The organism is Cellulomonas sp. P1_G12_2 (assembly GCF_056405535.1).
Map to the genome: position 1 here is coordinate 15927 of NZ_JBFUBX010000002.1, position 22922 is coordinate 38848.

Below are 22922 nucleotides of genomic sequence, written 5' to 3' on the forward strand. Positions count from 1 at the left end.
GCGCTCCGGACCAGCCATGCGAGGATTCGAACCCCACAGCGCTTCGACACGAAGGTCGCGGCTGCCGCTACCGCACGTGAACAGCATGCCCGGAAGACTCCACGCTAGACCCGGGCCTCACGGCACGCAACGCTCCGTCGTCACGGACGGCGGCACGTCGAACGCCTGGAACCCGTCGAGGTTCAGCACGTCGCTGACGTGCCGCAGCAGGCGGTTGCGGCCGGGTCCAACGTCCGTGACCAGCACGCCGGTCCGGAAGTCACCGGTGAGGTCCAGGCCGCGGACCAGGAGGAACGCGCCGAGCTCGCCCCAGACGCGCACGGCATCGACCGCCGACCCGTCGGTCGACCCTCCGGTCCTGGTCAGCGCCGCGTGGTTGTCCACCATCGTGAGGCTGTCGACGTTGCCCACGTAGATCGCGTGGCGCTGCCGGGTCCAGAACCACGGCACCCGGCAGACGACGTTGTTGCCGCTCACCACCACGCGCTCGGCGACGAGCCGGTCCCGGCCCGGTGCCTTCAGCCCCACGTGGATGCCCTGCACCGCCCCGATCACCGCGTTGCGCTCGATCGTCACGAGGTCCGCGCGCGAGCCGCCAACCACGATGCCCTGGCCGATCGCCCGGACGTCCTTGACGGCGGCGGCGAGGAAGCGGCCGGCCGCGGTGCCGACAGCCACCTCGTGGCCCTCGGTCAGCGTCGCGACCGTGAAGCGCGTGAGCGCCTCGCGCACGGAACGTTCGCGCACGAGCCGTCCGGTCGTCGTCCGCTTCGCCCACTCCGCAGCGACCCGCCGCACGTCCGCCGCGCCGGTCGCGCGCAGCTCGCGCCCGTCCGGCAGGGCGATGACGCGACCCGAACCCCCACCCGCAGCACCCGTCGTCGGGTCCGGCCGGCCCACCTCGTCGTCGATGACGAGGTGGCGCGCGACGAACCGTCCGAGCTCGCGGGCGACCAGGCGGTGGACGGAGTCGTTCGGCGGTCGCGTGGACGCCGAGAGCACCACGTCGTTGTCGACGACCGTCGAGCGCTGGGCGGAGGCGATGAGCACGCCGACCTGCTGGTCGCCGATCTCGAGACGGTTGCCCCGGATCTCCACCGAGCCGGGATCCCCCAGGTGACCCTCCTCCGTGCCGGGCGCGACGTAGATGCCGGACTGCGCGCGCGCACGACCGTCGGGACAGTGGACCTGGCAGTCGTGGACCCGGATGCGGTCGCCGCCCAGGAACGTCAGCGCGCCCAGCAGGTGCTCCTGGCCCGGAGGTGACTCGCGCGGCAGCGCGGACTCGACACGGAGGCGGGAGACCTCCACGTCGCGGCAGTCGCTCGCGACGAGGACCGCCTCGTGCCGCCGGGCGACGAGCACCGTCGCCGGTCCGACCCCCTCGACGACGATGCGCCGCTTGCCGGTCACGGTCAGGGGTGCGCGCAGCGGGTACGTGCCCGCTGCGAGGCACAGCTTGCCGCCGTCGTCGGGCAGCGCGTCGAGCGCAGCCTGCAGGTCGTCGCCGGGAAAGGCCACGACCGTGCACGTGCCGCAGCGGAGGTCGACGAGGGAAGGGAAGGTGCGCCGGCAGTCCACGAGCACCGTCATCGAGTCGAGGTCGACGACCGCGAGGGGTGCGCACGCGTGCACCGCGCCGTCGGGGGCGGCTGCCGTCCGCGTCTCCACCGCGTCGGAGGCGCTGCCACGGACCCGGCTGCCCCACCAGTCGCCGGGGAGGTACGTGCCGGGGTGCGCGGTGAACGCGATGCCGACGTCGGCGCCGCCGAGGGTGGCGGTCACCCCGCCGGCCGCGCCGACCACCTGGCCGTCCCAGCGGCGCAAGCACGTTCCGGGGAGGGTGCCGGTGACCGGGCTCGCGGTCGCGAGAGTGACGCGATCGCCGCCCGCGCCCGGCGTCACCACCGAGACCACGTGGAGGGCTCCGTGGTCACGCCGGTCGGCGCGCCGGTCGAGCGTCGACACCTCCACGAGGTCACCCGGTCGGAACGCGACCGCAGGTGACGGGACCAGGGTCACCGCCGTGCCGGCCACCGTGGCGGCGACGGCGTCGCCACCGTCCGCGAACGACCAGGCGAACCGTGCCGTGCTCTCCGTGCCGCCGTCGATCACCTCGATCCGCAGGAGGCCGTCCGGGAGCTTGCTGCGCGGGTCGTCCGGAGGTGCGCACGGGTCCGCGCTGGCCGGCGCGGACGTGCGGGTGACGTCGAGCGTGCCCGTGCTGAGCGGGGCGGGCAGGGGCGCGGACCCGCACTCGGGTGACGTCGTCGGGACCGCACGGACGCGCCAGCCGACGCGCGTCCGGGTGGTCGTGTCCACGCCGTCGAGCGCCGGGTCGAGCAGCGACTCGTCCTCCGCCGCCTGGACCTCCTCGACGAACGCGTCGAGGTACAGGATCGCCAGCCCCGTCGCGGGCAGGGCCGGGATGTTGGGCTGCCCGGCGTACGGCAGCTCGGCGTCGTTGCGCGCCGCGAGCCCGTCGACCCACATCACCCCGGGCTGGATCCGCAGCCGGCCGCCGACGACGTCGACCCGGAACGCGCTGCTCCCGCGCGGCACGCCGGCGAAGCCGATGGCGTCGCGCGCGAGCCGTCGTGCGTCGCGGGCCGACCCGTCGAGGCTGAGGTTCCAGTCGGTGTCCAGCAGGACGCGGCCCTGCTGCATCCGTGCGGAGGTCCACCGGTCCGCGGACCGTAGCGGCACGCTCGTGAAGTCGCCGGTCATGTCAGTCCTCCGGGTGCGCGAGGCTCAGGTGCGGGTGCACCGTCATCGGGGTCGTCTCGTGCAGCCGCTGGCCCAGACGCAGGGCGAGCGGTCCACGACGTGCGTGGTGGTAGGCGCCGATCTCGCCGCCGTCGCTCGCGCCCGTGAGGAGCGCGTGCGGTGGCCCGTCCCGGACCGACCCCGGGCTGCCGAGCACGGGCGCCCAGTACCCGGCCGAGTCGAGGCCCAGCCCGCCCATCCGCGGGAGCGGCCCCGTCAGGCAGCGGTAGCCCGGCGGGTGCGACTGCGGCTCGTCGACCGGGCCGAGGTGGCAGTGCCGCACGCACCCGGTCGACGTCACCGTCGACCGCAGCGCGGCGGTGAAGAGGCAGTCCGTGACCCAGACCTGACCCGCGCCCACCGGGCCGACGAACGTCACGCCCGTGGCGACGAGGTCGGGCGGGAAGCGGTCGGCGGGCGCCAGCGCAGGCCGACCGGGGGTGCCTCCCGGGGCGCCACCGCAGGGCATGCTCGCCGCGCCGAACCCGTCGACCACGCAGTCGACGAGCTCGATCGGGAACGCCGACAGGTCCGCGCGGACGGGTCCCAGCAGGCAGCGGCTGGCGGTGAGCCGTGTCGTCCACGCGGTCGGGTCGAGCACGACGGCTCCGCCCGACGTCGTGTCGAGAGTGAGCCCGACGAGGTCGACCGCCGCCATCGTGGGGCCCACGCGCAGGTCACCGTCGAGGAAGAAGCCCGAGAGCTCCACCTCGACGCCGGTGAGCCGCAGGTCGAGGTCGCCCACGACCACGGGCGTGGCGCCGACGGGCGCGACGACCCGCCACCGCCGCAGCGTCGGCGCGCCCGTGACGGGGGCTGCCGGGGCCGCGAGCCGGTCGCTGGTCAGCAGGCGGATCTCCACCTGCGGTGCGTCCGGCTCGCTCGTGGAGACCGTCGCCGCCGTCGCGGTGGCGAACGCCGCGGCGAGCGTCGCGACCACCGTCTGCCCGGGCGGGTGCGGCCCGCCCGAGGGGTCGACGACGACCACCACGCCGACGTCGTCGCGCAGCTGTGCCGTGCTCGCCGCGGGCCCCAGGCGTCCAGGGACCGCGCGGTAGAACGTGGCTCGCAGGGTGCCCGTCACGTCGGCCGCGGGGACGACGACGCCGCGCGCGGGGTCCACGAGCACCTGCCCGGCCAGGGGCGCGGGGGCGCCGACGGCGGGCAGCCCCGTGAGGCCGATCCGGGACCACGGCAGCGGGGTGCCGTCGACGGTCAGGCGCAGGAGCGCGGGCCCGCCGGCGTCGTCGCGCGTGAGGGGATGGTCGACGCCGAGGGCCCACACGGGCCCGTAGCTCACGTCACCGAGGGCGTCGACGACCCGCCACGTCGCGCGCACGGGGAGCGCCCCCGCCTGCCGCGGGCCGCGTGGCTCCGGTGGCACGCCGGGCGGGCGCTCGTCCTCGGCGTCGCTGGCGATCTGCAGCGGGCGCGGGCGCAGGTACAGGGGTGCGGCGGCGCCCAGCGGGTGCAGCGCGAACCGTCCGCCACCGAGGGGGGCCACCTGCACGTCCTCGTAGCCCAGCACCTGCCACGGGTGCACCCGGGCGGTGACCGCGGCGGGGTGGTACGGCCCGCCCGGGGTCACCGACCGGCGTGCGGGGTCGAGGCCGGTGCCCAGCAGCAGGTGCTCGCCCCGGCGGAGGTCGAGCGACGCGGTGCGCAGCACGGGATGGCGCAGCTGCTGCGTCCACACCGTCGCCGTCCATCCCTCGACGACGCGGGTGGGCCAGCCGGTGACGACCTCGGCGAAGTCCTCGACCGACCCCGGTGTGCCCTTGCGACGCCGCAGGGCGGTCGCGTACGCGATCTCCCGGCGTGCGGCGTCGGGCGGCAGGCCGAGCAGGGCCGCGAGGTACGGCAGGGCCCACTCGGCCGCGCTGTCCGGCCACGCGTCGTCGAGCACCGAGTCGACGTCTGCCGCCAGGAGCAGCCACTGCTCCTCGAGGGCGGCGAGCAGCGCGAGCACCGGCGGCGTCGGGTCCTGGGGCGGCCACGGCTGGAGCGCTGCCGGCGGCAGCATCCGCAGGAACCGCGGGGACGGCAGGTCGGGGCTCACGCGACCACCACCCTCACGTCGCCGACGCTGAGCAGCTCGTAGCGCTGCGCGGGCGTGCGGGCGATCGCCGCCTCGGCCGCGGAGGGGGCGCGCACCCCCGGCGCGACGACGAGCGCCAGCACGCCGAGCACCCCGGGGACGGTGTGCACGACGGCCATCACGTCGCTGGCGTCGAGCGGGACGCCGAGCTCGCGCGGCTGCGGAGCCAGCGGCCCGGCCCGATCCGTCAGCACGGCCGCCACTGCGGCACGGACCGCCTCCCGCTCGCGGCGCGGGTCGACCGCGACCGTGATCGTGACGCGGACCGCGCTCGCGACCCCGGCGCAGACGCACAGGGCCACGGTCGTGTCGCGGCGCGCGTCGAGGTAGCCCGCCATGGACGCCAGCTCCGCCGCGAGCGGTGCGCGCACGCCCGTGGACGTCAGTCGCAGGGACGCCACGTGCAGGCCGACGCGCCGGCAGGGGCAGCCGGCGGGTCCGGCACCGCGCCACGCGGCCGCATGGCTGGTGCCGGGGACGGTCAGTGCCAGGTCGGCGAGATCGGTCATCGAGACCACCCGGTCGAGCGCGCGCACCCGGGCGGCCGCCCCGCGGCGCATGCGCAGCGGCTCCTCCTGGTCCGCGGCACCCGTCGTCCGGCCGACCCCGGCGACCTTGCGGACGCCCTTGACGCTGCCCAGCAGGGTGTCGATCCGGGTGGCGTCGAGCTCGCCGCCCAGGCCGCCCCCGACGCGCCACGTGCCTGCCACGTCGCCTCGCGGCAGGGCGCCCGCGACACCGTCGCCGAACTGCAGGACGAGCCGGCCGTCCGCGGCCAGCCGGGTGCTGAACACCTGCTCCCCCGGGCCGCGACCGTAAAGGCTGCCGACCTCGCTGAGCTCGACGCCGTCCACGCGGACGGACAGGCTGCTCGTCACCTCGCCCGAGGGCGCGACGTCACCCGTCACCGGGCCCGGGACCACGCTGGTGCCGCCGGTCGTGGTCAGCGGTCCGCGCGTCGTGGTGCCGTGGCGCACGGCGACCAGGTTGGCCGTGGCCTCGGCCGTCGCCGCGGTCCCCGTGAACGGCGTCCCCAGCACGAGGAGCATCCCGCCCTCGTCGGTGGGCGTGTCCTCGGCGTCGAGCGAGCACGACGCCAGCTCCCAGCCGGCAGAGGTGTGCACCGCCAGGCGCCCCGGGACCGCCGCGGGCCGCGGGTGGATCCGCAGCCGCCGCACGCCCGGGGCCAGGGGCGGCAGCTCGTGGTGCTGCGCGACGACGCGCGGGTCCACGAGCGCCACCTCGACGCTCGGGTTCCGCAGTGCCTCCGGCAGCTCCTGGGCCAGCGTCACGCGCCCCACCTGGTGCTTGGTCCCCGGAGCCACCGACCACGCGAGGACGTCGACGCCGCTCACGGTGGTCACGTGCGCACGCGAGGCGTTCCACACGACGATGCCCACGCCGGGCGTGACTGCGCTCGCGTCCACCACGAGCAGCTGCGTGGCGGTCACCGGGGCCGGCTCGCTGCCGTAGTCCACCGCTGCGGCGGCAGCGGCACCTGCCGTCGTCACGTACGAGAGCTTCTCGAGGCGGTGGGCCAGCGCGAGCGTCGCGCGCACCCGGTAGGCGGCGTACGTGGTGCCCGGAGCGGGTGCCAGGAGCGTGTCGAGCTGCCGGTCGGTGGTGAGCAGGCACGCCCCGAGGTCGTCCGTGCGCTTGGTGATCCGGACGGTCCCGCGGACGGTTCGCGTGGCGGTCGCGCCGCTGAGGACGACCCCGAGCCAGTGCAGCCACGCCCCCCACACGGTCGGCATCGCGACGTAGGTCGTGGGCCTCTCGGCGACGAGGAGCACGCGGTCGCCCGCCGAGTAGCCCGGGTCGGCGAGGAGCCGGAGCGCACGTCCGGGGGGCGCCTGCGGGCTCGGGACGGCGGTGACGGCCAGCTGCGCCCAGTCGGCGCGCAGCGCGGTGTCGGCGATCGTCTCGAACGTCTGGGCCTCGGTGGTGGCGGTGCCGGGTGCCTGGACGCGCGTGCCCGCCGGGACCGAGGGGCTCGCGCCCGCGTCGGTCGTGCAGCGCACCCAGCCGCGCGCCGCCACGCGCTGGGCGGGCCGGTAGCCCAGCAGGTCGGTGGTGCGGCGCAGGTCCGTCCAGTCCTGCGCCGTGCCGAGGTAGCGCTCCCCTGCGGTGAGCTCGGTGTGCGCGGCGACGGAGTCGGCGACGCGCGCCCACAGCTCCGCGACGAGGACGACCGCCGGGTCGCCGGCCACGTCCAGACGGGATCCGAGGGTGGGCCCCGTCCCGGTGTGCACCTCGGCGGTCGCCGCGAGCAGCGCGTCCCGCAGCTCGTCGCGGTCGGCGAGGCGCCGGCGCAGGCGGGAGAGGCCAGGGGGCGGGTCCGGCCGCGGGACCAGCGGACGGGGCTCGGGCGCACTCATCGTCCACCCTCGATGCTCAGCTCGATGCGCCCGCGGTCCGGCGCCGCGGGATCGTCGTCGCACACCGGGATCTCGGCCGGACCCATGACGAGGACCCCCTCGAGCGTGCCGGGTGGGTCGGAGAGCCGCCGGGCCTGCGTGACGCGCACCGCGTCGACGCCGGGCACCGCCGCGACCCGTGCCACGACCGCCGAGACGTGCAGCGCGGTGCCGAGCGCCAGCTGCTCCGGGTCGAAGACCGCGTCCGGGCGCCCCGGCCGCAGGGCCGCGAGGATCCGGACGCGTGCGGTCGCGGTGTCCGCCGACGGCGTCAGGCAGACCGTGAGGGCGACGAGCAGCCCGACCGGGGTCGCCGGGAGCGCGACGGTCTCGGTCCCCGCCATCCGGACCGCGTCCAGCACGCGCCCCACGGCGGCCGTCACGGCCGTGTCGTCGCCCTCGACCTGCGGCTCGACCGCGACCACACCGACGGGCCACGAGCCCGACCACGACCGCCGGGCGGCTGCGCGCGCGGCACCCGGTGCGCGCACGGCGAACTGCGGCAGGTCGGCGACCAGCACGGCGCGCCGCGGCACGGCCGCGTACGCCTGCGGGGCGTCGCGTCGCACGGTGTCGAGCGGCATCGCGGCCGCGCCGCCCGTGCCGGGCGTGACGTTGCGCGCGGTGACCCTGTCGTCCGGCGGGAGCCACAGGCACGGCTGCCCCACGGGCGACGAGGTCCGCAGGAGCCGCGTGAGCGTGCCGGCGGCGATGTTCCCGGACGTCCCGGCGCCGACCTGGTAGCGCACCGTCACGGCGCTCGACGTCGGCGGCACGAGCCCGAGCGCACCGGTGCGGAACCGCAGGCGCGGTGGCTCGTCGTCGTCGTGGTCGACGGCGACGCTGAACCCCTCGAGCGGTGCCCGGAGCAGGCTCGTGACGCGCGGCGCGCCGACGACCGTCCCGCTCGGGAGGACCACCCTGGTGTCGACCTGCCACGGGCGCCCGCCCGGTGCGCACGACAGCCCCTCGGCCGCCGCCGCGACCAGGTGGTAGTCGGAGACGCGCGAGGTCGCCGGGTCCGGACGTGAGCCGGTGAGCGGGTCGAAGGGTGCGACCGCGCCGACACCGTCGACGCACAGGCCGTGGTGCGCGGGGAGCAGCCCGAGCCGCGCGACCCCCACCCGGGGCGTGCCGCCCGACGGGTCGATGCTCACCGGCACCGGGCGCCGCAGCGCGTCGACGCCGTCCCAGAACACCCGGACCAGCGGGAGGCCCGGCGTGAGCGGGTCGTCGATCGCGACGACGTGGGTCACGCGCACCACCTGGGCGGGGTGGCTGACCAGCGGCACGCGGGTCTGCCCACCGGACCCGTCCGCCGGTGGCCACGCTCGCGCGCGCCGCGCCCAGGACTCCTGCTCACCGGCCGGTCCGGGGGCGACGACCTCGAGGGCGAGCAGCGATCCCACCGGGAGCCAGGTGGCGAGGGGGATCCCGTCGCCGGGGACGGGGCGGACGAGGACCGCGCTCGTGGCCCCCGCGGTCAGGACGGCGTCGGCCTCCGCCCAGTCGTAGAGCGCGACCTCGCCGTGCGACGAGCGGACCGTGACGGGGGTCTCGGTCTCGAGCGTGAAGTGTGCTGCTCCGGGCGCCTCGGCCGGGTCACCCGGCGCCTCGGTCGCCAGGTCGCCGGGCTGGACGACGAACGTCGCGTCCCCCGGGCCGGCGTTGTGGTGGCGCACCTGCACCTGCACCACGGCCGCCGCGCTCGTCGCCGGCGGCACCGCGAAGTCGACGAGCCGGGCGTGGCGCGTCACCGAGGCGCGTCGCCTGGCCGTCGGCAGCCAGGACTCGGTCGCCACCCGGTCCTGCCGGTACGCGAGGAGGTCGCCGAGGTGCGCCATGAGCTCGAGGAGCGTGATCGTGAGGTCGGCGGGCGACTCGTCGGCGCCGGGGGACAGGTGCCGCAGGCGTTCGAGGAGCATCGCGCGCAGGCCCGTGTAGTCCCGCGCGAGYGTGTCGTAGTCCGGCGGCGTCAGCGGGGACGGCTGGGCCGGCACCGTGACGCAGTCCGGTGCGTCGCCGCACTCGGGACGCAGCCGCACGGGCAGGTACCGCCGCAGGGGGTCCAGGCCGAGGCCGAGGACGGCGAGTCCCGCGGGATCGACCCCGAGCCGGTACGGCGCCCGCCCAGGGAGCGGCGCACCGACCGCGGCGACCGGCAGGTCGAGGTGGGCGGGCACGGGGATGCCGTCCGGGTCCGTGCCGGCGGGGACGAGCGTGCCGGCGCCCGTGACGGACACGGCCGGTGCGCCGGGACCGCTCGTGAGGGTCCACAGCGCCGCCGCGGTGATCGCCGCCGGCGGGTCCCCGTACAGCCAGACCGACACGGTCCGCACCGCCCCCGAGGCGGTCGCCGACGCCGCGCGCAGCCCGAGCACCGTCGCCGGGGACGCGAACAGCGCGCGCGGTCGCAGCACCGCCGTGGCCTCCGGCTGCTGCGGCCGCGTCCACGCGTCGTACGGCCCCGCGGTCACAGCGCGGCCGCCGGGAGGGTGAGGGTGACCTCGCGGGTCTGCCCGGCGGGCTTGGGCCGGTAGACGACCACCGCCGACAACGCGGAGTCGTCGACCCGCACCTGGACGTCCACCACGTCCAGGCGGTCGCCGAGCGACTCCGCGAGGCTGCCGCGGGCTCGGGCGCGCACGGTGCCGGCGACATCCGGCGACAAGGGCTCGAACAGCGTCGACGCGCCGAGGCCGGCGCCGAATCCCGGGCGGTGCAGCCGCTCGTTCGGGCCGGTGAGGAGCACGAGGCGGACCAGGTCGTCGAGATGCTCCAGCGGCGCGCGCGTCACCAGCCGCCAGGCCGGTCCGACGACCCACGGCTGCGCGGCGTACCGGCGGGGCGAGCTCACGTGGCCGTCACCTTGCCCTGGACGGAGCTGATCTGGAGGCTGCCCTGCGGGGCCGACGCCGCGCTCATGCACAGGCCCGTGCTCGAGTCGAGCAGCACGGCCGTGCCGCCCGCGGTGACCCGGGTGGCGGGCCCCTGCCACTGGACCGTCGTGCACGGGCTCGGGGTGTTGCCGATCATGAAGGAACAGCCCGCGATGCTCGTGGAGTCCGACGCGACGAGCGCCGCCGACCTGTCGATCTTGAGCGCGCTCTGGCTCGCGGTGAAGGACGCCTGACCGCCGTGCGGGCACGAGGCCACGGTCGCCGTCGTCAGCACCTTGCCGCCCACGTCAGCTCACCACCAGGGCGCCGTCGTTGATGTCCACGGACGAGCCCTCCATCGTGATCGTCGCGCCCTGCCCGTTGTCGATCGAGATGCCGTTGCCGTCGAGCGTGATGACCGGCCCCTCGGAGCAGGTGATGGTCAGGGCCGTCTGGTCGTCCGACAGCTCGAGGCGGTGCCCGCCGGGCGTGAGGATGATCAGCGTGTCCGGCCCGGCCCCCTCGACGCCCGCGCCGGCGCCGTAGCTGGCCCCCGACCAGACCGGCGGCGCGGACAGGTCGCCGCGGGGCCACTGGACGAGCACCGCGGCGCCGACCGGCGGGACGACGGCGAAGCCGCAGCCGTCGCCGGCGTAGGGCAGCGCCGGCGTGCACCAGCCCGTCGCTCCCGAGAGCACCTCGGGCACCTCCGCCTTGATCCGGCACTTGCCGTCGGGGTCGTCGTTGTCGGTCACGACCCCGGTGAACAGCCCCGTGTGGTCCTGGCTCACAGCCCCACCCCCGCTCCGACCGCCGCCACGAGCCCGCCGAGCCCACCGGCTGCGCCGGGATCGCCGAGGGCGTTCCGCACCAGGCCCAGTGCCTGGGTGTGGCCGCCGGGCGTCACCGTGTGCCGGACCGACCGGACCAGCCACGGGCCGTCGAGCGCCTCGCCCAGGCCCGCCACGGTCAGCGTCCGGCGCGCGCGCACCAGGGGTGCGTCCGGGGTGGCGAGCGTCACCGTGAGGGTCGCGCCGAACGCGCTGCGCTCGGCCATGGCGGTCGCCGTCGTGGCGGCGTCGACGACCGACATCCCCGCGGCGGCGTTGGTCCGGACCAGCGTGACGCCCCCGAGCGACCGGGTGCCCATGGCGTGGCCGGTGCCCGGGTCGCTCGCCACGTCGGTGTCGGCGGTGCCGGGGACGCTGCGCGTGACGTGCACCTCCTGCCCGGCGAGCAGCTGCACGGAGGCGCTGGCGCGGCCGCCGTGCTCGCCGTAGCCGAGCGCCACCCGCGCCTGCGGCTCCGCGGTCGGGTCGATCTTGCGGAACATGCCGGTCGGGACGCCGTCCACCGACTCGACGTACACGTCGAACCCGTTGCGCGCGGCGAGGCCCTTGAGGAACGTCCAGTCCGTCGCGGCCTGCTGGGGCGAGTACGTGTCGGAGTCCGCGCCCGTCGGGGTGCTGTCCACCTGGGCGGTCAGCCCGTGGTCCTCGAAGATCGTGCGAGCGATGGTCGCGTCCGTGGTGTCCTGCCAGAGGCGCTGGACGTCGCGTCGGTCCAGCTCGACGCTGCGGTCCATCCCCTCGACCGTGAGCGTCGACGCACCGCCGGGGGCGAACGACCAGCTCGCGCTGACGCTGCGTGCGTCGACCGCGCACGAGGTGCCCCCGCGGGACACCTCGACGGTGAACGGCTCGGCGGGTGCGACGAGCGCGTCGAGCGGGCTCGTCCACGTGCTCCGCGGACCGGTCTCCATGGTGACCGCGATGCTCACCTTGGCGGGGCTCCCGAGCGACTCCTCGAGCGTGACGGTCTGCACGAGGAGGAGCTGCTGGGCCGTCAGCGGGGACCCGCCGACGGTGACCACGGTGCGCGTGTCAGGCATCGGGCACCGCCAGCAGGGTCCCGGGCTCCTCGAGGGCGAGCGCGTCGGCGACGGGGTTCGCGTCCGCGATCGACCACCATCGCGTGCTGTCGGCGAGCGCCGCGTCCGCGAGCAGGTCGAGGCGGTCACCGGCGCGGACGGGGTAGCGCACGTCGGCGGGCGGCGCGACGCTCACCCGCGGGGTCACCAGGGGGCGGGTCGTCCCGTCGTCCTGGGGGACGTCCAGTCGGGCCTGTCCCGAGTACCGGCCGTGCGTCGGGGTGCTCACAGCATCAGCTCCACTCCCTGGGCGATGCCCACGACGGCGGACGCGGTCCGGACGGCCTGGTACGCGGTCGCCATGACCTTGGCGAGCGTCATGTCGGACTGCAGGTCCCGCTCCCGGAGCACGGTCAGCGCCAGGTCGACCGTCGCCTGCACGGGCTGGAGCAGCCCGTCGAACCCGGTCTCGCGCACGGTCATGCTGTCGATCCGGACGGGCACGATGCGGGTGACGCTCCACGCGAGGACGACGAGCGGCAGCGTCGGCGCCGGGACCGGCTGCGCCCCCGCACCCCCGCCGAGGGCCCCCGCGACGGCGCCGACGAGGGCGGCGAGCCCCCCGCCGCCCGGCTCGAGCATCGCCTCCATCGTCGCGAGCAGCGGAGCGATGCCGAGGGCGCCCGTGAGCGGCTTCTCGAGCGCGCCGAGGGCATCCAGCTCGATCTTGAGCGTGTACGACTCGGTCGGGGGGCCCGCGACGCGCAGTCCCGACCCGGACCCGCCGCCCTGCTGCACCCGCAGCACCCGCGTGACCTCGGCCGGCGTGTACTGGAACGGGACGAGGCTCGGCACCATCCCGGCCACGGGGTCGGAGAAGGACAGGAGCATCCCGCGGCTCAGCACGGCTCCTCCCGCGGTCCGGGCCGCGCGGCGACGTGTGCCGCGACGGCTGCGGCCACGTCCGCCTCCGGGCCGGCCGGCCACGCGCCTCCCGCGAGCACGGCCTCGAGGGCGGGTCGCAGCAGCCCGGGCAGCGGCTCGGCGCGGACCTCCACCCGCAGGTCCGCCACCTCGCCCGCTCCGCGCGGCAGGCCGGCGGTCACCGACGGACCCCCGTCGCTGCGGAGCGCGCCGTGGGCGGCCGCCGGTTCTTCTCCAGCTCGCGCCCGACCGCCGCGGCGAGATGCTCGTCCCGGACGCGGGTCCCTGCAGCGATGGCGCTGACCTCTGCCGCGAGCGCGGCGGAGCGGATGGCGGCCCCGGAGAGCTCCTCGCGGGCCACCGTGGCGCGGCTCGCACCGTCCTCCAGCATCGCGTCCGGCAGGTACCGCGCCCAGATCTCCTCGCGCTGGGCGTGGTCGGGGAGCTCGAACCGCACGGCGAGGCGGATGCGCCGCGCGAACGCGTCGTCGAGCGCGCCGGGGCGGTTGCTGGTGAGCACCACGACCCCCTCGTGCAGCTCGATGCGCTGCAGGAGGTGGTCGATCTCGAGGTTGGCGTAGCGGTCGCGGGCGTCGGTGACCTCCCCGCGCTTGCCGAAGAGCCCGTCAGCCTCGTCGAACAGGAGCAGGGCCCCTGCCGTCGCCGCCTGGCTCAGCACGGTGTCCAGGTGGCGCTGGGTCTCCCCGAGCCACTTGCTCACCACCTTCGCGAGGTCGACGGTCCACAGGTCACGGTCGAGCGCGGCGGCGGCAGCCTCGACCGCGGCCGTCTTGCCCGTGCCGGACGGCCCGTGGAACAGCGCGATCACCGCCCGACCCCGGGCGCCGTGCAGCCCGAGGGCCGCGTGCGCGGCGGGGGACCACCGGGCGTGCGCGAGGAAGTCGGCGAGCGCGTCCTGCGTCGTGCGGGGCAGGACGAGGTCCTCGAGACCGACCGACGCCGCCGAGCGGCGCGCCAGGCCGCCCGGGTCCTGCCGCGGGTGCGCCCGGAGCGCGGCCGTGACGTCGTCCGGTCGCAGCGGGCGGTCGAGCGCCCCGGCCGCCGTGGCGGCGTCGGCGACGACCTCGCCAATGGTCCGCTCGGCGAGGGGCAGTCGTCCGGCGAGGTCGGCGAGCACCGGCCCGGAGGCGCGCAGGCCGGCGCGTCGCAGCGCCGCCCGCCACACCTGCACGGCCGCGTCGAGCGACGGGGGCGGGACCTCGACGGCGTGCCAGCCCGCCGGTGAGGCGCACGTCGGCCCGCCGAGCGCGAGCACGGTTCCCTCGGGCGGCGGGGTGTCGTCCTCCAGGAGCACCGCGGGCAGCTCGTGGCCGAGAGCGCGCAGGAGCGCAGCCGCGGGCGCGGGACGGGGCACGGGTGCGACGGCGATCCCGAGGAGGCTCGCGACGGCGTCCCGCACGGGCGCCCGGTCGTCCGGGACGGCGCAGCGCACGAGCACGCGGGCGTCCGCGTCGAGGAGGCGCCGCACCCGCGCGGCGACGCCAGCCAGCCGGGGCGCCACGGGACCGGTCGCGGGCGCCGGCGCGCGGTCGCCCGCGAGCACCGCCACCGTCGCCGCGGGCAGCCGCAGGGGCGTCGCGGCGTCGGGGACCGGGTCGAGGAGGCCGGACCGGACGAGGGGGTGGTGCTCGCCGATGACGAGCGGGACGCCCACCCCGACCGGCGCCAGCACCTGCGCGAGCACGCCGAGGGTCGCGTGGCGGCGCGTCGAGTCGTCGTGGACGCAGCCGAGCAGGACGGCGACCTGCGGGTCGACCGCGCTCCACCACGTCGCGGCGAGCACGGCCTCGTCGGCCCGGGTCAGCCCCGCCACGGCGACCAGCCGCGCGAGCTCGCCCTCGCTCGGGAACGGGAGCAGGTCGAGCACGGGTCGGTGATCGACGACGCCGACGGCGGCCGCGGCGCGCGCCGCTGCGTCGGGGGCCTGCGCCCACGCGCCCTCGTACCGGCGCAGGACCTCCACGCACGCCGCCGCGAGGAGCGTGCGCCACGCGGCGAGCCGCGGGTCGGCCAGCCCCGCCGGGACGGCCTGCGCGGTCGGTCGCGACCCGGCCACCGGCCAGCCGTCGGTCGCCTGCGGGCTGCGCGTGCTGGTGCTGGTCACGGCGCCACCGCCAGGTCGGTCGGTGGGCCGGAGACGGTGCCCGACCGCAGGCTGACCGGCACGGTGCCCGCGGCGCTCACGAGCCCCGTGAGCGGGGGCACGACGACCGTGACGTGGGTGGGGTCGACAACTGTGCAGGGCACCTGCGTGCCGCCGAAGTAGGCGTCGGCGCCGTCCCCGACGTGGCGGACGGTCAGGGTCGCGACCGCTCCGACGACGAGCGGCGCCGCCGCGGCCACCACGGCCGGCACCACGGTCACGACCGCGTGGCCGCTGCCGGCCGGCAGCCCGTCGGCGAGGTTCGTCACGACGAGCACGCGTGCCCCGGGGGCGAGCGCGTCGTCGGGCAGCCGGACGACGATCCCGTCGCGCGACGGCGCGTCCACGAGCCGCCACGGCCCCGTGCTGTGCGGCTGGCTCGGGGGGCGGCCGTCGGTCGGGTCGTCCGGGTCTCCGACCAGACGGCCGAGGGTGACCTCGTGCGTGTCGGCCACACCGCGGACGGTCACCGCGATGTCGAGGCCGGCGTGCGCGGCGCCCGGCCGCACGGCGGTGACCACGGGCGCCAGGGACGGGGCCACGCCCACGCGGCGCTCGAGCACCGGCGGCCCGGCGGTGAAGGGGGTCTGGGTGGGAACCGTCACGAGCGTGACGACGTACGCGACGGTCAGCCGCACGGCTGCGCCCCCGGCGCCCCAGATCGCGGTCACCGTCTCGAGCGGCACCTGCTCGAGCGAGATGCGGAGCGGCTCCACCAGACCGTCGAGCGACGGCGCGACGTCGGAGAGGGTCCGGGCAGGTGCTGTCGCCACGGGCGTCGCGCCCCCGAAGATGGCGTTCTCGTGCAGGGCCGACATCAGGGCGGAGAGGCCCGCGTGCACGACGTCGTCCTCGGTGCCGGTCTCGCTGAGCTCGCTGGCGACCGCCGAGAGCAGGTAGTGCAGCGTCAGCGCGAGCGGAGGGCTCCCGCGCCGCGTCCGCCACCCCGTGGCCGGTGGCTCCATGTTGGCGTAGGCCGGTGCGGGCTCCAGCTTGTACAGGAACCAGTTGAGCCGGGCGTCGTCGCCCGGGCGGTCGAGCGGGCCGACGGTGACCCCCACCGGGGTGGCGAGGCCCTTGAGCGCCTCCGTGGTGACGACCCGCAGCACCTCGTCGACTCCCGCGAGGACGGGCGGCCCGGGCGTGAAGAGGCTCACCAGCCACCGCCGCGCCGGGCCGTCACGCCGGCCTCGATCGCCCGGCAGCCCGCGAACGGGTCGGTCGGCGCCTCCGGGGCGGAGACGATCACGTCGATGCGCCCGATGTGCACGGGCGGTGGCGCGGGTGGCGCTGTGCGGACCACCGCGGGCTCGCCGGGCCGGGCGGTGGGCTCGCGGGATGCCGGGTGGGCGCCTGCCGGTTCGGCCGGCTCGCGGGCGGGAAGCGCGCGCGACCGCGGTGGGGGGACGGCCGCCGCCGACACGTCCGCGACGGTGCGCGTGCTCGGGTCGCCTTCACCCGCGGGGCCCGGTGTGCGTCCCGGCGCGGTGGGTGCAGCGCGGTCGTCCGCGTGCCCGCCCGACGTCGGCGGGCCTGCGGCGGGCACGAGGTCCGGGACCGCGTGCGGCGGGGTGCGCACGGCGGGGACGGGAACGGCCGGCGCCTGCACGCCCGTATGCCGGGGCGGGCGGGTCGGCGTCGCGCGTGTGTCCGCCGGCGCGGACCTGGCCGCCACGACCCCGACCGCCGGGTGCGCGGCGGGCTGCAGGAGACCGCGGGTCGGCGGCTCGACCGGAGGCGCCGTGGGTCGCTCGCGCGGCGGGACCGGCGACCCGGCTGCCGCGGCGGGAGCCCGGGGTGCCTCGTGCGCCCCGGCGGGCTCCACGGCGACCGCGGTGGGACGGGGGAGCACGGGCGGCGACGCGGGCACGATCGCGGGCGGCCGGGCGTCGGAGACCTCCCGGGTGACGACGACCTCGGGCGGTGCGGCGTCGGGCCGCTCGTCCTGGACCACCACGGTGGGCGGCAGTCGCAGGGGTGCGGCAGGCAGCGCGACCCGCGCGGCGAGGCGACCGACCGACCGCGGGACGGATCCCGTCGCTCGCGACGGAGCGGGCTCGCCCGCCGGGGCCGACGGCGCCGCCAGGTTCCCGTCGGCGGTGGTCACTGCTCCCCCCGGGCGAGATCCACGAGGCGGCGCCGACGGTCGTCCGGAAGTGCCTCGATGACCTCGAGGTCCCAGCCGTACCGTGATGCCAGCACGTGCACGTCGTGGTCCAGCTCGGCGGGCACCGCGGCGAGCTCGCGCAGGACCAGCGCGACGACGTCGACGTCCACCTCGAGAGGGCTCCGGCACGCGGCGCAGTCCGCGTGCAGCGGACCGCTGAGCGACCCCTCGACCCTCGCGAGGTCGTCGAACGTCCCGCCGGCACCCACGCAGCACCGGCGCAGGAGCGCCTCGGGGTCACCGCGAGCGGCGAGGACGTCGGCCCAGGTGGGCTCCCGGACGCCCGCACCGGCCCCCGTCCACGCGCTGCGCCGGTCGTGCTCGCCGACGTCCGCCCGGGACAGCGGGAGGGTGGTCCGTTCGCCGCACGCGGGGCACACCACGGTGTGCTCGAGGGGTGTGCCGACGACCTCCTCGTGCAGCGTGAGGAGCGCCCGGTCGGCGAGGGAGACCGGCAGGTCGGCGGGGTCCGCGACGCCCGCGGCCGCGAGGTCGTCGGCGGGAGGCCACGCGCGCAGGGCCGCCACGGCCTGGTCGAGCAGCGCGCGAGAGCCGGCGAGCGCGCTCGCCAGGGCGGCGGTGCGGCTGCGGCGCGGGTGCTCCACTGCGACCGCCACGGTCGTGCCTCCTCACCCCGTTCGTCGGTCCGGCCCCTGCTCAGACGGCCACCTCGGCCGGTTCGGTCACGGCGACGTCGCGCTCCCAGCCCTCGAGCTCGAGCTTGATGCTCGTGATCGCGATGGCCGCGGCCGACGCGTCGAGGGCCGGCAGCGCCTGGTAGTCGGAGACCCAGCAGCGGTAGAGCTTGTAGCTGAGGACCTTCTGACCGGCCTCGTTGAAGACGTCGACGATGAGGTCCTTGCGGAAGTCCTTGAGCGAGATCCCGGGCTGCGACAGGCTCGAGACCTTGGCGGCCCACGCCTCGAACGCGAGGTCGTGCGTGACGCCCCGCTCCAGGGTCACGGCGTCGTACGTGGTCAGGCCCGGGCTCTTGCGGTCGTGGCTCGGGTCTCCGCCGACGCGGTGCGAGACGGGCGCCGTGGTCCGCTTGAGCGGCGACATCTTGGACAGGCCCGCGACGTAGACCCCGTCCCACTTCACCCGGAACATGTGGCTCTTGTAGGGGTCGAACCGCGTCGCGTTCACGCTGAACTCGGCCATGTCACTCTCCCGCCTGGCTGAGCTGGGTGATGGTGATGAAGATGAACTCGGCCGGTTTGAGCGGCGCGAACCCCACGACGACGTTGACCCGGCCGTTGTCGATCTCCGTCTGCGGGTTCACGGACGAGTCGCAGATGACGAAGAAGCTGTCCGACTCCGACCGGCGCTCCGACTGCTGGAAGGCACCCTGACGGAAGAGGCCGCGCATGAAGCCGCCGACGGCCAGCCGCAGCTGCGCCCACAGGTCGGGGTCGTTCGGCTCGAACACGGCGAACTGCGTGCCGAGGTACAGGCTCGCGGAGAGGTAGTCGGTCAACCGGCGGACCGGGACGTACTTGGAGTCGCTCTGCAGCACGTCGCTCCCGGCGAGGGTGCGCGCGCCCCACACCACCGTGCCGGCCCCGGGGAACGTCCGCAGGACGTCGATGCCGAGCGGGTTGAGCTCGCCGGACACGTCGTCGTTCGTCGGTGCCGTGACGCCGACGATGCCCGCGATGCCGGCCTCGAGACCCGCAGGCGCCTTCCAGATCCCCCGGTTGGCGTCGGTGCGCGCCATGACGCCGGCGACGGCTCCGCTCGCCCCGAAGCCGTCGGGTCCGGCGTCGGGGGTGACCAGGCGCGGCCAGTACACGGCGCCGTGCGCGCCCTGCGCCCGGAGCAGGTTGGCGGCGGTCTTCAGCTGGGCGGGGTTGAGGCCCGCCTGCGGGTCGACGACGTAGAAGGCGTTCTGGCGACGGCAGTAGTCGAGGGCCGTGTTGACCGACGCGGTGTCGGCCGTGGTCACGCCCGGCAGGCACAGGAGGTTGAACCGCGGGAAGTCCAGGGCGTCGAGCGCGAGCATCCCCTGCCCGACCGTGCCGGACACGATCTGCGCGGCACCGACCGTCGACCCGTCGGACCCCGTGGCGAGCGGGGAGAGCGCCGCGACGGCCGGTCGGTAGGCGGCGCTCGCGCTCACCTCCGACCCGCCCCGAGCCACGCCCAGCCCGAGGTCCGCCGACGCGTCGTTGATGCCGATGAGGCCGACGACGACCGCACTGTTGAGGTCGCTGGTCTTGCTGGTGAGCACCAGGTTGCCGCCCGAGATGTTCGCGACGACCGGCCAGATCGAGCCCGCCGCGTTGATGTGGTCGCGCACCTCGGCCAGCGTGTGGGACTGCGGCGGCGACTCCGCGGGGAACAGCACGAGGTCCGTGGCGGGCCCCTGGTCGACCGACAGCCGCAGGGCCTTGCCGCTGACCGAGACGTTCGCAGGGGCCAGGGCGCCGGTCGACCGGCCCGCCGACGGCGCGGGGGCGGCGGCACCGGTCACCGTCGCCGTCACCAGCGTGCTCGCGTTGAGCACGGTGCCGACGTACCGCGTGGATGCGGGCGACATGGAGAGCTCGGCCCAGGTCTCCCTGGTCGTCACCGACGCCGGGCCGCCGCCGGCTCCGGGCGCCCACTCCGTGAGGACCAGCGTGAACCGGTCGGCGGGGAAGTCCTGGGCGGCCACCACCTCGACGAAGACGCCGCTCTGCGCCGCCGTGCCGGCCCCGGCACCGTTGGCCCACGCGCCGCGCGACCGCGCGGTCAGGGTCACCGTCAGCCCGTTCACGGCGGGCAGCGCCCGCAGGGCCGCGCCCGCGCCCGCGCCGAGCGCCCGCACGATGATCGCCTGGCTGCCTCCGTTGGCGAAGAAGTGCCCGACGGCGTCCCCCAGGGGCTGCGCCGTGCTGATCGGGTCCCCGAACTGGCGCAGGTAGCTCGCGTAGTCCGAGAGCCGCACCGGCGTGTCTCCGGGGCCCTTGCGCGCGGCGCCGACGAAGGCCGTGACGGAGGTCGAGACGCCGGTGATGGTGGCGTTGCCCGACTTCTGCTCGCGGACGTACACCCCGGGGTAGGTGGTCTGCACGGACACGGTGGCCTCCAGATCGGCTGCGCAGGCGCCGGGCAGGCGCCGGTTCGACGAGTCTTCTCCGGGCACGTCGTCCGACCGTGCCCCGGCTGATCGCACGATGTGGCCGCCCGCGTGCACGCCTGGTGGCGACGGCGTGCTCCGAACGTCTCCGGAGCGTCTCCGGAACGTGCTCGGAGCGTCCCCGCAGGGCGCGCCGGGACCGCGGGCGGTCAGGCCTGGAGCGACCGGCGCCGGGAGTCGAGCCGCACGAGCGGCGCCACGCTCACGGGCAGCATCGCCTCGAGCTGGCGTCCCGGCCGCAGGCGCAGCTCCGACCAGAGCAGGTCGCGGTACCGGGAGTAGTGGCGCAGGGCCTCGGCGACGTTCCCCTCGGCGAGGTGCGCCGAGATGACGATCCGGTGCGCGCTCTCCCGCAGGGGCTCCACCGCGGCGGCCGCCAGGGCGGCGGCGAGGGCGCCGGCGGGGCGCCCCGCGTCGAGCTCGGACCGGGCGAGCCCCTCGAGCGCGTGCAACCGCAGCTGCCGCAAGGACTCGCGGTGCACGTCGAGCCAGTCGAACGACCAGTGCGGCAGGAGATCCCCCTCGAGCAGCCGGACCGTCGTCGTCGTGGCGCGCACGGTGCCGTCCTGCGCCGCGTCGGCCAGGCGACCCACGTCCCGGAGATCGGTCTCCACGTCAGCGGCCAACGACACCTGCTGGTGGTCGCGCTCGACGAGCCCCGGTGCCTCGCGGTTGAGCCGCCACAGGGCGCGGCGCAGGGACGACGTGGCGTCGGTGTCCGGGCGTTCAGGCCACATCGCGCTCGCGGCGCTCGTCCGGGAGCGGGGCCGGTCCTGCACCGTGAGCCAGGCGACGAGGTGCTGGCCCCCTTCGGAGAGCGGCACGTCGCGGCCGTCGACGACCACGCGGAACTGGTGGAGGACCTCGACGCGCGGGGCGGCGACACCCAGCCGGGGTTGCGGGATCGCAGGCACGGCCACCTCCCCCCGGGGTCGCGCTCGTCCACGGATCCTCGCGCCCGCGCCACCGTTGCCGTACGCGCCGAGGTGTCCGTCTCGTGACGTATGTCCCTCGTCACCCTAGCCCCGGCCGCAGGACCGGGAGAAGGGGGCGCCGGCCGGTCAGCGGTGGCTCAGGCGCCGGTCCGCCGTCGACGTCCCGGCGTCGGCCGAGGACGTGTCCCGGCGCAGGTAGTTCCACGCGAGGAACGCGCACACCAGGCCGTTGAGCATGCCCATGGACACGTCCGTCAGGCTGTGCATGCCGCGGTAGAGCCGGGCCGTCCCGACGGCGATCGGGATCAACAGGCAGACGACCGTCACCACGATGCGCAGCGCCCGGTTGCCGATGCGCTGGGCCAGCATCGCGAGCACCACGTAGAACGCGGTCGACGCACCCGTGTGGCCGCTCGGGTAGCTGGAGGTGGGCGGCGACTCGTCGAGCTTCTCCACCTCGGGGCGCTCGCGGCCGACCACCAGGGCGGCCGTCATGAAGACGAGGGCCTGCACGGCGATGGCCTGCGGGGGGATGATCGCCACCCACCACTGCTTGGTCCGCCACCAGAACAGGGCCACGAACAGCACGCACGCGCCGATGATGAACTCGGTGGTGCCGATGGCGGACAGGACCGCGGTGACGGCGTCGAGCGTCTCGGTGCGCTGCGCCACGAACCACTCGTTGACGACGGCCTCGCCCGGCAGGTCGTCCAGGGGGCCGGTGATCAGGAACCCGACGCCGACGACCACCACCCACAGGCCTACGGCCGGCAGGAGGACGCGGACGGCGAAGTCGCGCCACGCCTCCTTGCGGGTGGGCGCCGAGGAGTCCAGCTCGTAGCGGTGCAGGAAGGTGTGCATCACGTCTCCTGGTCGGGGGCGGTCGCGGACCAGCCGCTGTAGCCGAGGTAGGACGCACCCGCGAGGGCAGTCCCGAGTGCGAACCCTGCGACGACGTCGGAGGGGTAGTGCACGCCGAGCATCACCCGGTCGAGGCCGGTGAGCAGGGTGCAGGTGGCGGCGACGACAGGGACGACGACCCGTCCGCGACGGCCGAGCAGCGGCCACACCAGCAGGGTCAGGGTCAGGGCGACGGCCGCGGTGTTCGTCGCGTGGCCGGACGGGAAGCTCGACCCGGGGGCGTGCTCCAGGGCGTCGTCCACCACCGGCCGCGCCCGCTGCACCAGCCCCTTCGCGCCCAGCTGCAGCGCCCAGGCCGCCATCACCGTGAGGAACGCCCACAGCGCCCGGGTGGTCAGGCCGTGCCGCCGCCACACCCAGACGCAGACCAGGGTCGCGACGAGGTTGACCCACTTCGCCTGGAACGCCTGCTGCCAGACGATCAGCGCCTGCTGCAGGTCCGGGTGGGCGCGCGTGAAGTCCGTCGCCGCCGCGATGGCCTGCTGGTCGAGGCGCAGGACGTCGTCCACCTCGGCGCGCACCACGTACGCGAGCACCGCCACCGGGACCGTGAACGCGACCCCGAACGCGGCGGCGCGCAGGAGCGCACGGCGGCGGACGAGGGGCAGCGGTCGCATTCCCGGAGGTTAGGTGTGCCGCGCGCAGACCGCGCGTCGAACG

20 protein-coding genes are annotated in these 22922 nt (G+C 76.3%); all 20 read right to left on the bottom strand.

The window, feature by feature from the left end; all coding sequences use genetic code 11:
* Window positions 1-117: 117 nt before the first annotated feature.
* Entirely contained in the window at window positions 118-2727 is a 2610-nt protein-coding gene (locus AC1DXT_RS08035) for a DUF6519 domain-containing protein (RefSeq protein WP_477060841.1), read from the bottom strand.
* Between the two features lies 1 nt (window position 2728).
* The gene (locus tag AC1DXT_RS08040) at window positions 2729-4825 is read right to left on the bottom strand and encodes a phage tail protein (RefSeq protein WP_477060842.1); all 2097 of its coding nucleotides are present in this window, start codon (window positions 4823-4825) and stop codon (window positions 2729-2731) included.
* Window positions 4822-7242, bottom strand: coding sequence for a baseplate J/gp47 family protein (locus tag AC1DXT_RS08045; protein WP_477060843.1), 2421 nt, complete (start codon window positions 7240-7242; stop codon window positions 4822-4824). Before AC1DXT_RS08045 ends, AC1DXT_RS08040 begins: the two co-directional genes overlap by 4 nt.
* Window positions 7239-9758, bottom strand: coding sequence for a baseplate J/gp47 family protein (locus AC1DXT_RS08050; protein ID WP_477060844.1), 2520 nt, complete (start codon window positions 9756-9758; stop codon window positions 7239-7241). Before AC1DXT_RS08050 ends, AC1DXT_RS08045 begins: the two co-directional genes overlap by 4 nt.
* Complete coding sequence (locus AC1DXT_RS08055) at window positions 9755-10138, bottom strand: hypothetical protein (protein ID WP_477060845.1); 384 nt, start codon at window positions 10136-10138, stop codon at window positions 9755-9757. Before AC1DXT_RS08055 ends, AC1DXT_RS08050 begins: the two co-directional genes overlap by 4 nt.
* Window positions 10135-10467, bottom strand: coding sequence for a hypothetical protein (locus AC1DXT_RS08060; RefSeq protein WP_477060846.1), 333 nt, complete (start codon window positions 10465-10467; stop codon window positions 10135-10137). Before AC1DXT_RS08060 ends, AC1DXT_RS08055 begins: the two co-directional genes overlap by 4 nt.
* Window position 10468: 1 nt before the next feature.
* Window positions 10469-10951 carry a phage baseplate assembly protein V gene (locus AC1DXT_RS08065; RefSeq protein WP_477060847.1) on the bottom strand — a complete coding sequence of 161 codons (483 nt, stop codon included), beginning with the start codon at window positions 10949-10951 and terminating at the stop codon, window positions 10469-10471.
* Complete coding sequence (locus AC1DXT_RS08070) at window positions 10948-12051, bottom strand: contractile injection system protein, VgrG/Pvc8 family (protein WP_477060848.1); 1104 nt, start codon at window positions 12049-12051, stop codon at window positions 10948-10950. The genes AC1DXT_RS08065 and AC1DXT_RS08070 overlap by 4 nt, the downstream gene beginning before the upstream one ends.
* A complete protein-coding gene (locus AC1DXT_RS08075) occupies window positions 12044-12319 on the bottom strand; it encodes a hypothetical protein (protein WP_477060849.1) in 276 nt (91 codons plus the stop codon). The genes AC1DXT_RS08070 and AC1DXT_RS08075 overlap by 8 nt, the downstream gene beginning before the upstream one ends.
* The gene (locus AC1DXT_RS08080) at window positions 12316-12936 is read right to left on the bottom strand and encodes a hypothetical protein (protein WP_477060850.1); all 621 of its coding nucleotides are present in this window, start codon (window positions 12934-12936) and stop codon (window positions 12316-12318) included. The genes AC1DXT_RS08075 and AC1DXT_RS08080 overlap by 4 nt, the downstream gene beginning before the upstream one ends.
* The gene (locus AC1DXT_RS08085; protein ID WP_477060851.1) at window positions 12930-13136 is read right to left on the bottom strand and encodes a hypothetical protein; all 207 of its coding nucleotides are present in this window, start codon (window positions 13134-13136) and stop codon (window positions 12930-12932) included. The genes AC1DXT_RS08080 and AC1DXT_RS08085 overlap by 7 nt, the downstream gene beginning before the upstream one ends.
* Window positions 13133-15079: an ATP-binding protein gene (locus AC1DXT_RS08090; protein ID WP_477060852.1), complete on the bottom strand. Its 1947-nt coding sequence runs from the start codon at window positions 15077-15079 to the stop codon at window positions 13133-13135. Before AC1DXT_RS08090 ends, AC1DXT_RS08085 begins: the two co-directional genes overlap by 4 nt.
* Window positions 15076-16275: a Pvc16 family protein gene (locus AC1DXT_RS08095; RefSeq protein WP_477060853.1), complete on the bottom strand. Its 1200-nt coding sequence runs from the start codon at window positions 16273-16275 to the stop codon at window positions 15076-15078. The genes AC1DXT_RS08090 and AC1DXT_RS08095 overlap by 4 nt, the downstream gene beginning before the upstream one ends.
* Complete coding sequence (locus tag AC1DXT_RS08100) at window positions 16272-17225, bottom strand: hypothetical protein (protein WP_477060854.1); 954 nt, start codon at window positions 17223-17225, stop codon at window positions 16272-16274. The genes AC1DXT_RS08095 and AC1DXT_RS08100 overlap by 4 nt, the downstream gene beginning before the upstream one ends.
* Window positions 17222-17902: a hypothetical protein gene (locus AC1DXT_RS08105; RefSeq protein WP_477060855.1), complete on the bottom strand. Its 681-nt coding sequence runs from the start codon at window positions 17900-17902 to the stop codon at window positions 17222-17224. Before AC1DXT_RS08105 ends, AC1DXT_RS08100 begins: the two co-directional genes overlap by 4 nt.
* Before the next feature lie 40 nt (window positions 17903-17942).
* On the bottom strand, window positions 17943-18446 hold the full coding sequence (locus tag AC1DXT_RS08110) for a phage tail protein (RefSeq protein WP_477060856.1): 504 nt from the start codon (window positions 18444-18446) through the stop codon (window positions 17943-17945).
* A gap of 1 nt (window position 18447) precedes the next feature.
* Window positions 18448-20346: a phage tail sheath family protein gene (locus AC1DXT_RS08115; protein WP_477060857.1), complete on the bottom strand. Its 1899-nt coding sequence runs from the start codon at window positions 20344-20346 to the stop codon at window positions 18448-18450.
* Window positions 20347-20555: 209 nt separating this feature from the next.
* Window positions 20556-21320: an AfsR/SARP family transcriptional regulator gene (locus AC1DXT_RS08120; RefSeq protein WP_477060858.1), complete on the bottom strand. Its 765-nt coding sequence runs from the start codon at window positions 21318-21320 to the stop codon at window positions 20556-20558.
* Between the two features lie 147 nt (window positions 21321-21467).
* A complete protein-coding gene (locus AC1DXT_RS08125; RefSeq protein ID WP_477060859.1) occupies window positions 21468-22202 on the bottom strand; it encodes a phosphatase PAP2 family protein in 735 nt (244 codons plus the stop codon).
* Complete coding sequence (locus AC1DXT_RS08130) at window positions 22202-22879, bottom strand: phosphatase PAP2 family protein (RefSeq protein WP_477060860.1); 678 nt, start codon at window positions 22877-22879, stop codon at window positions 22202-22204. The genes AC1DXT_RS08125 and AC1DXT_RS08130 overlap by 1 nt, the downstream gene beginning before the upstream one ends.
* Window positions 22880-22922: the final 43 nt, after the last annotated feature.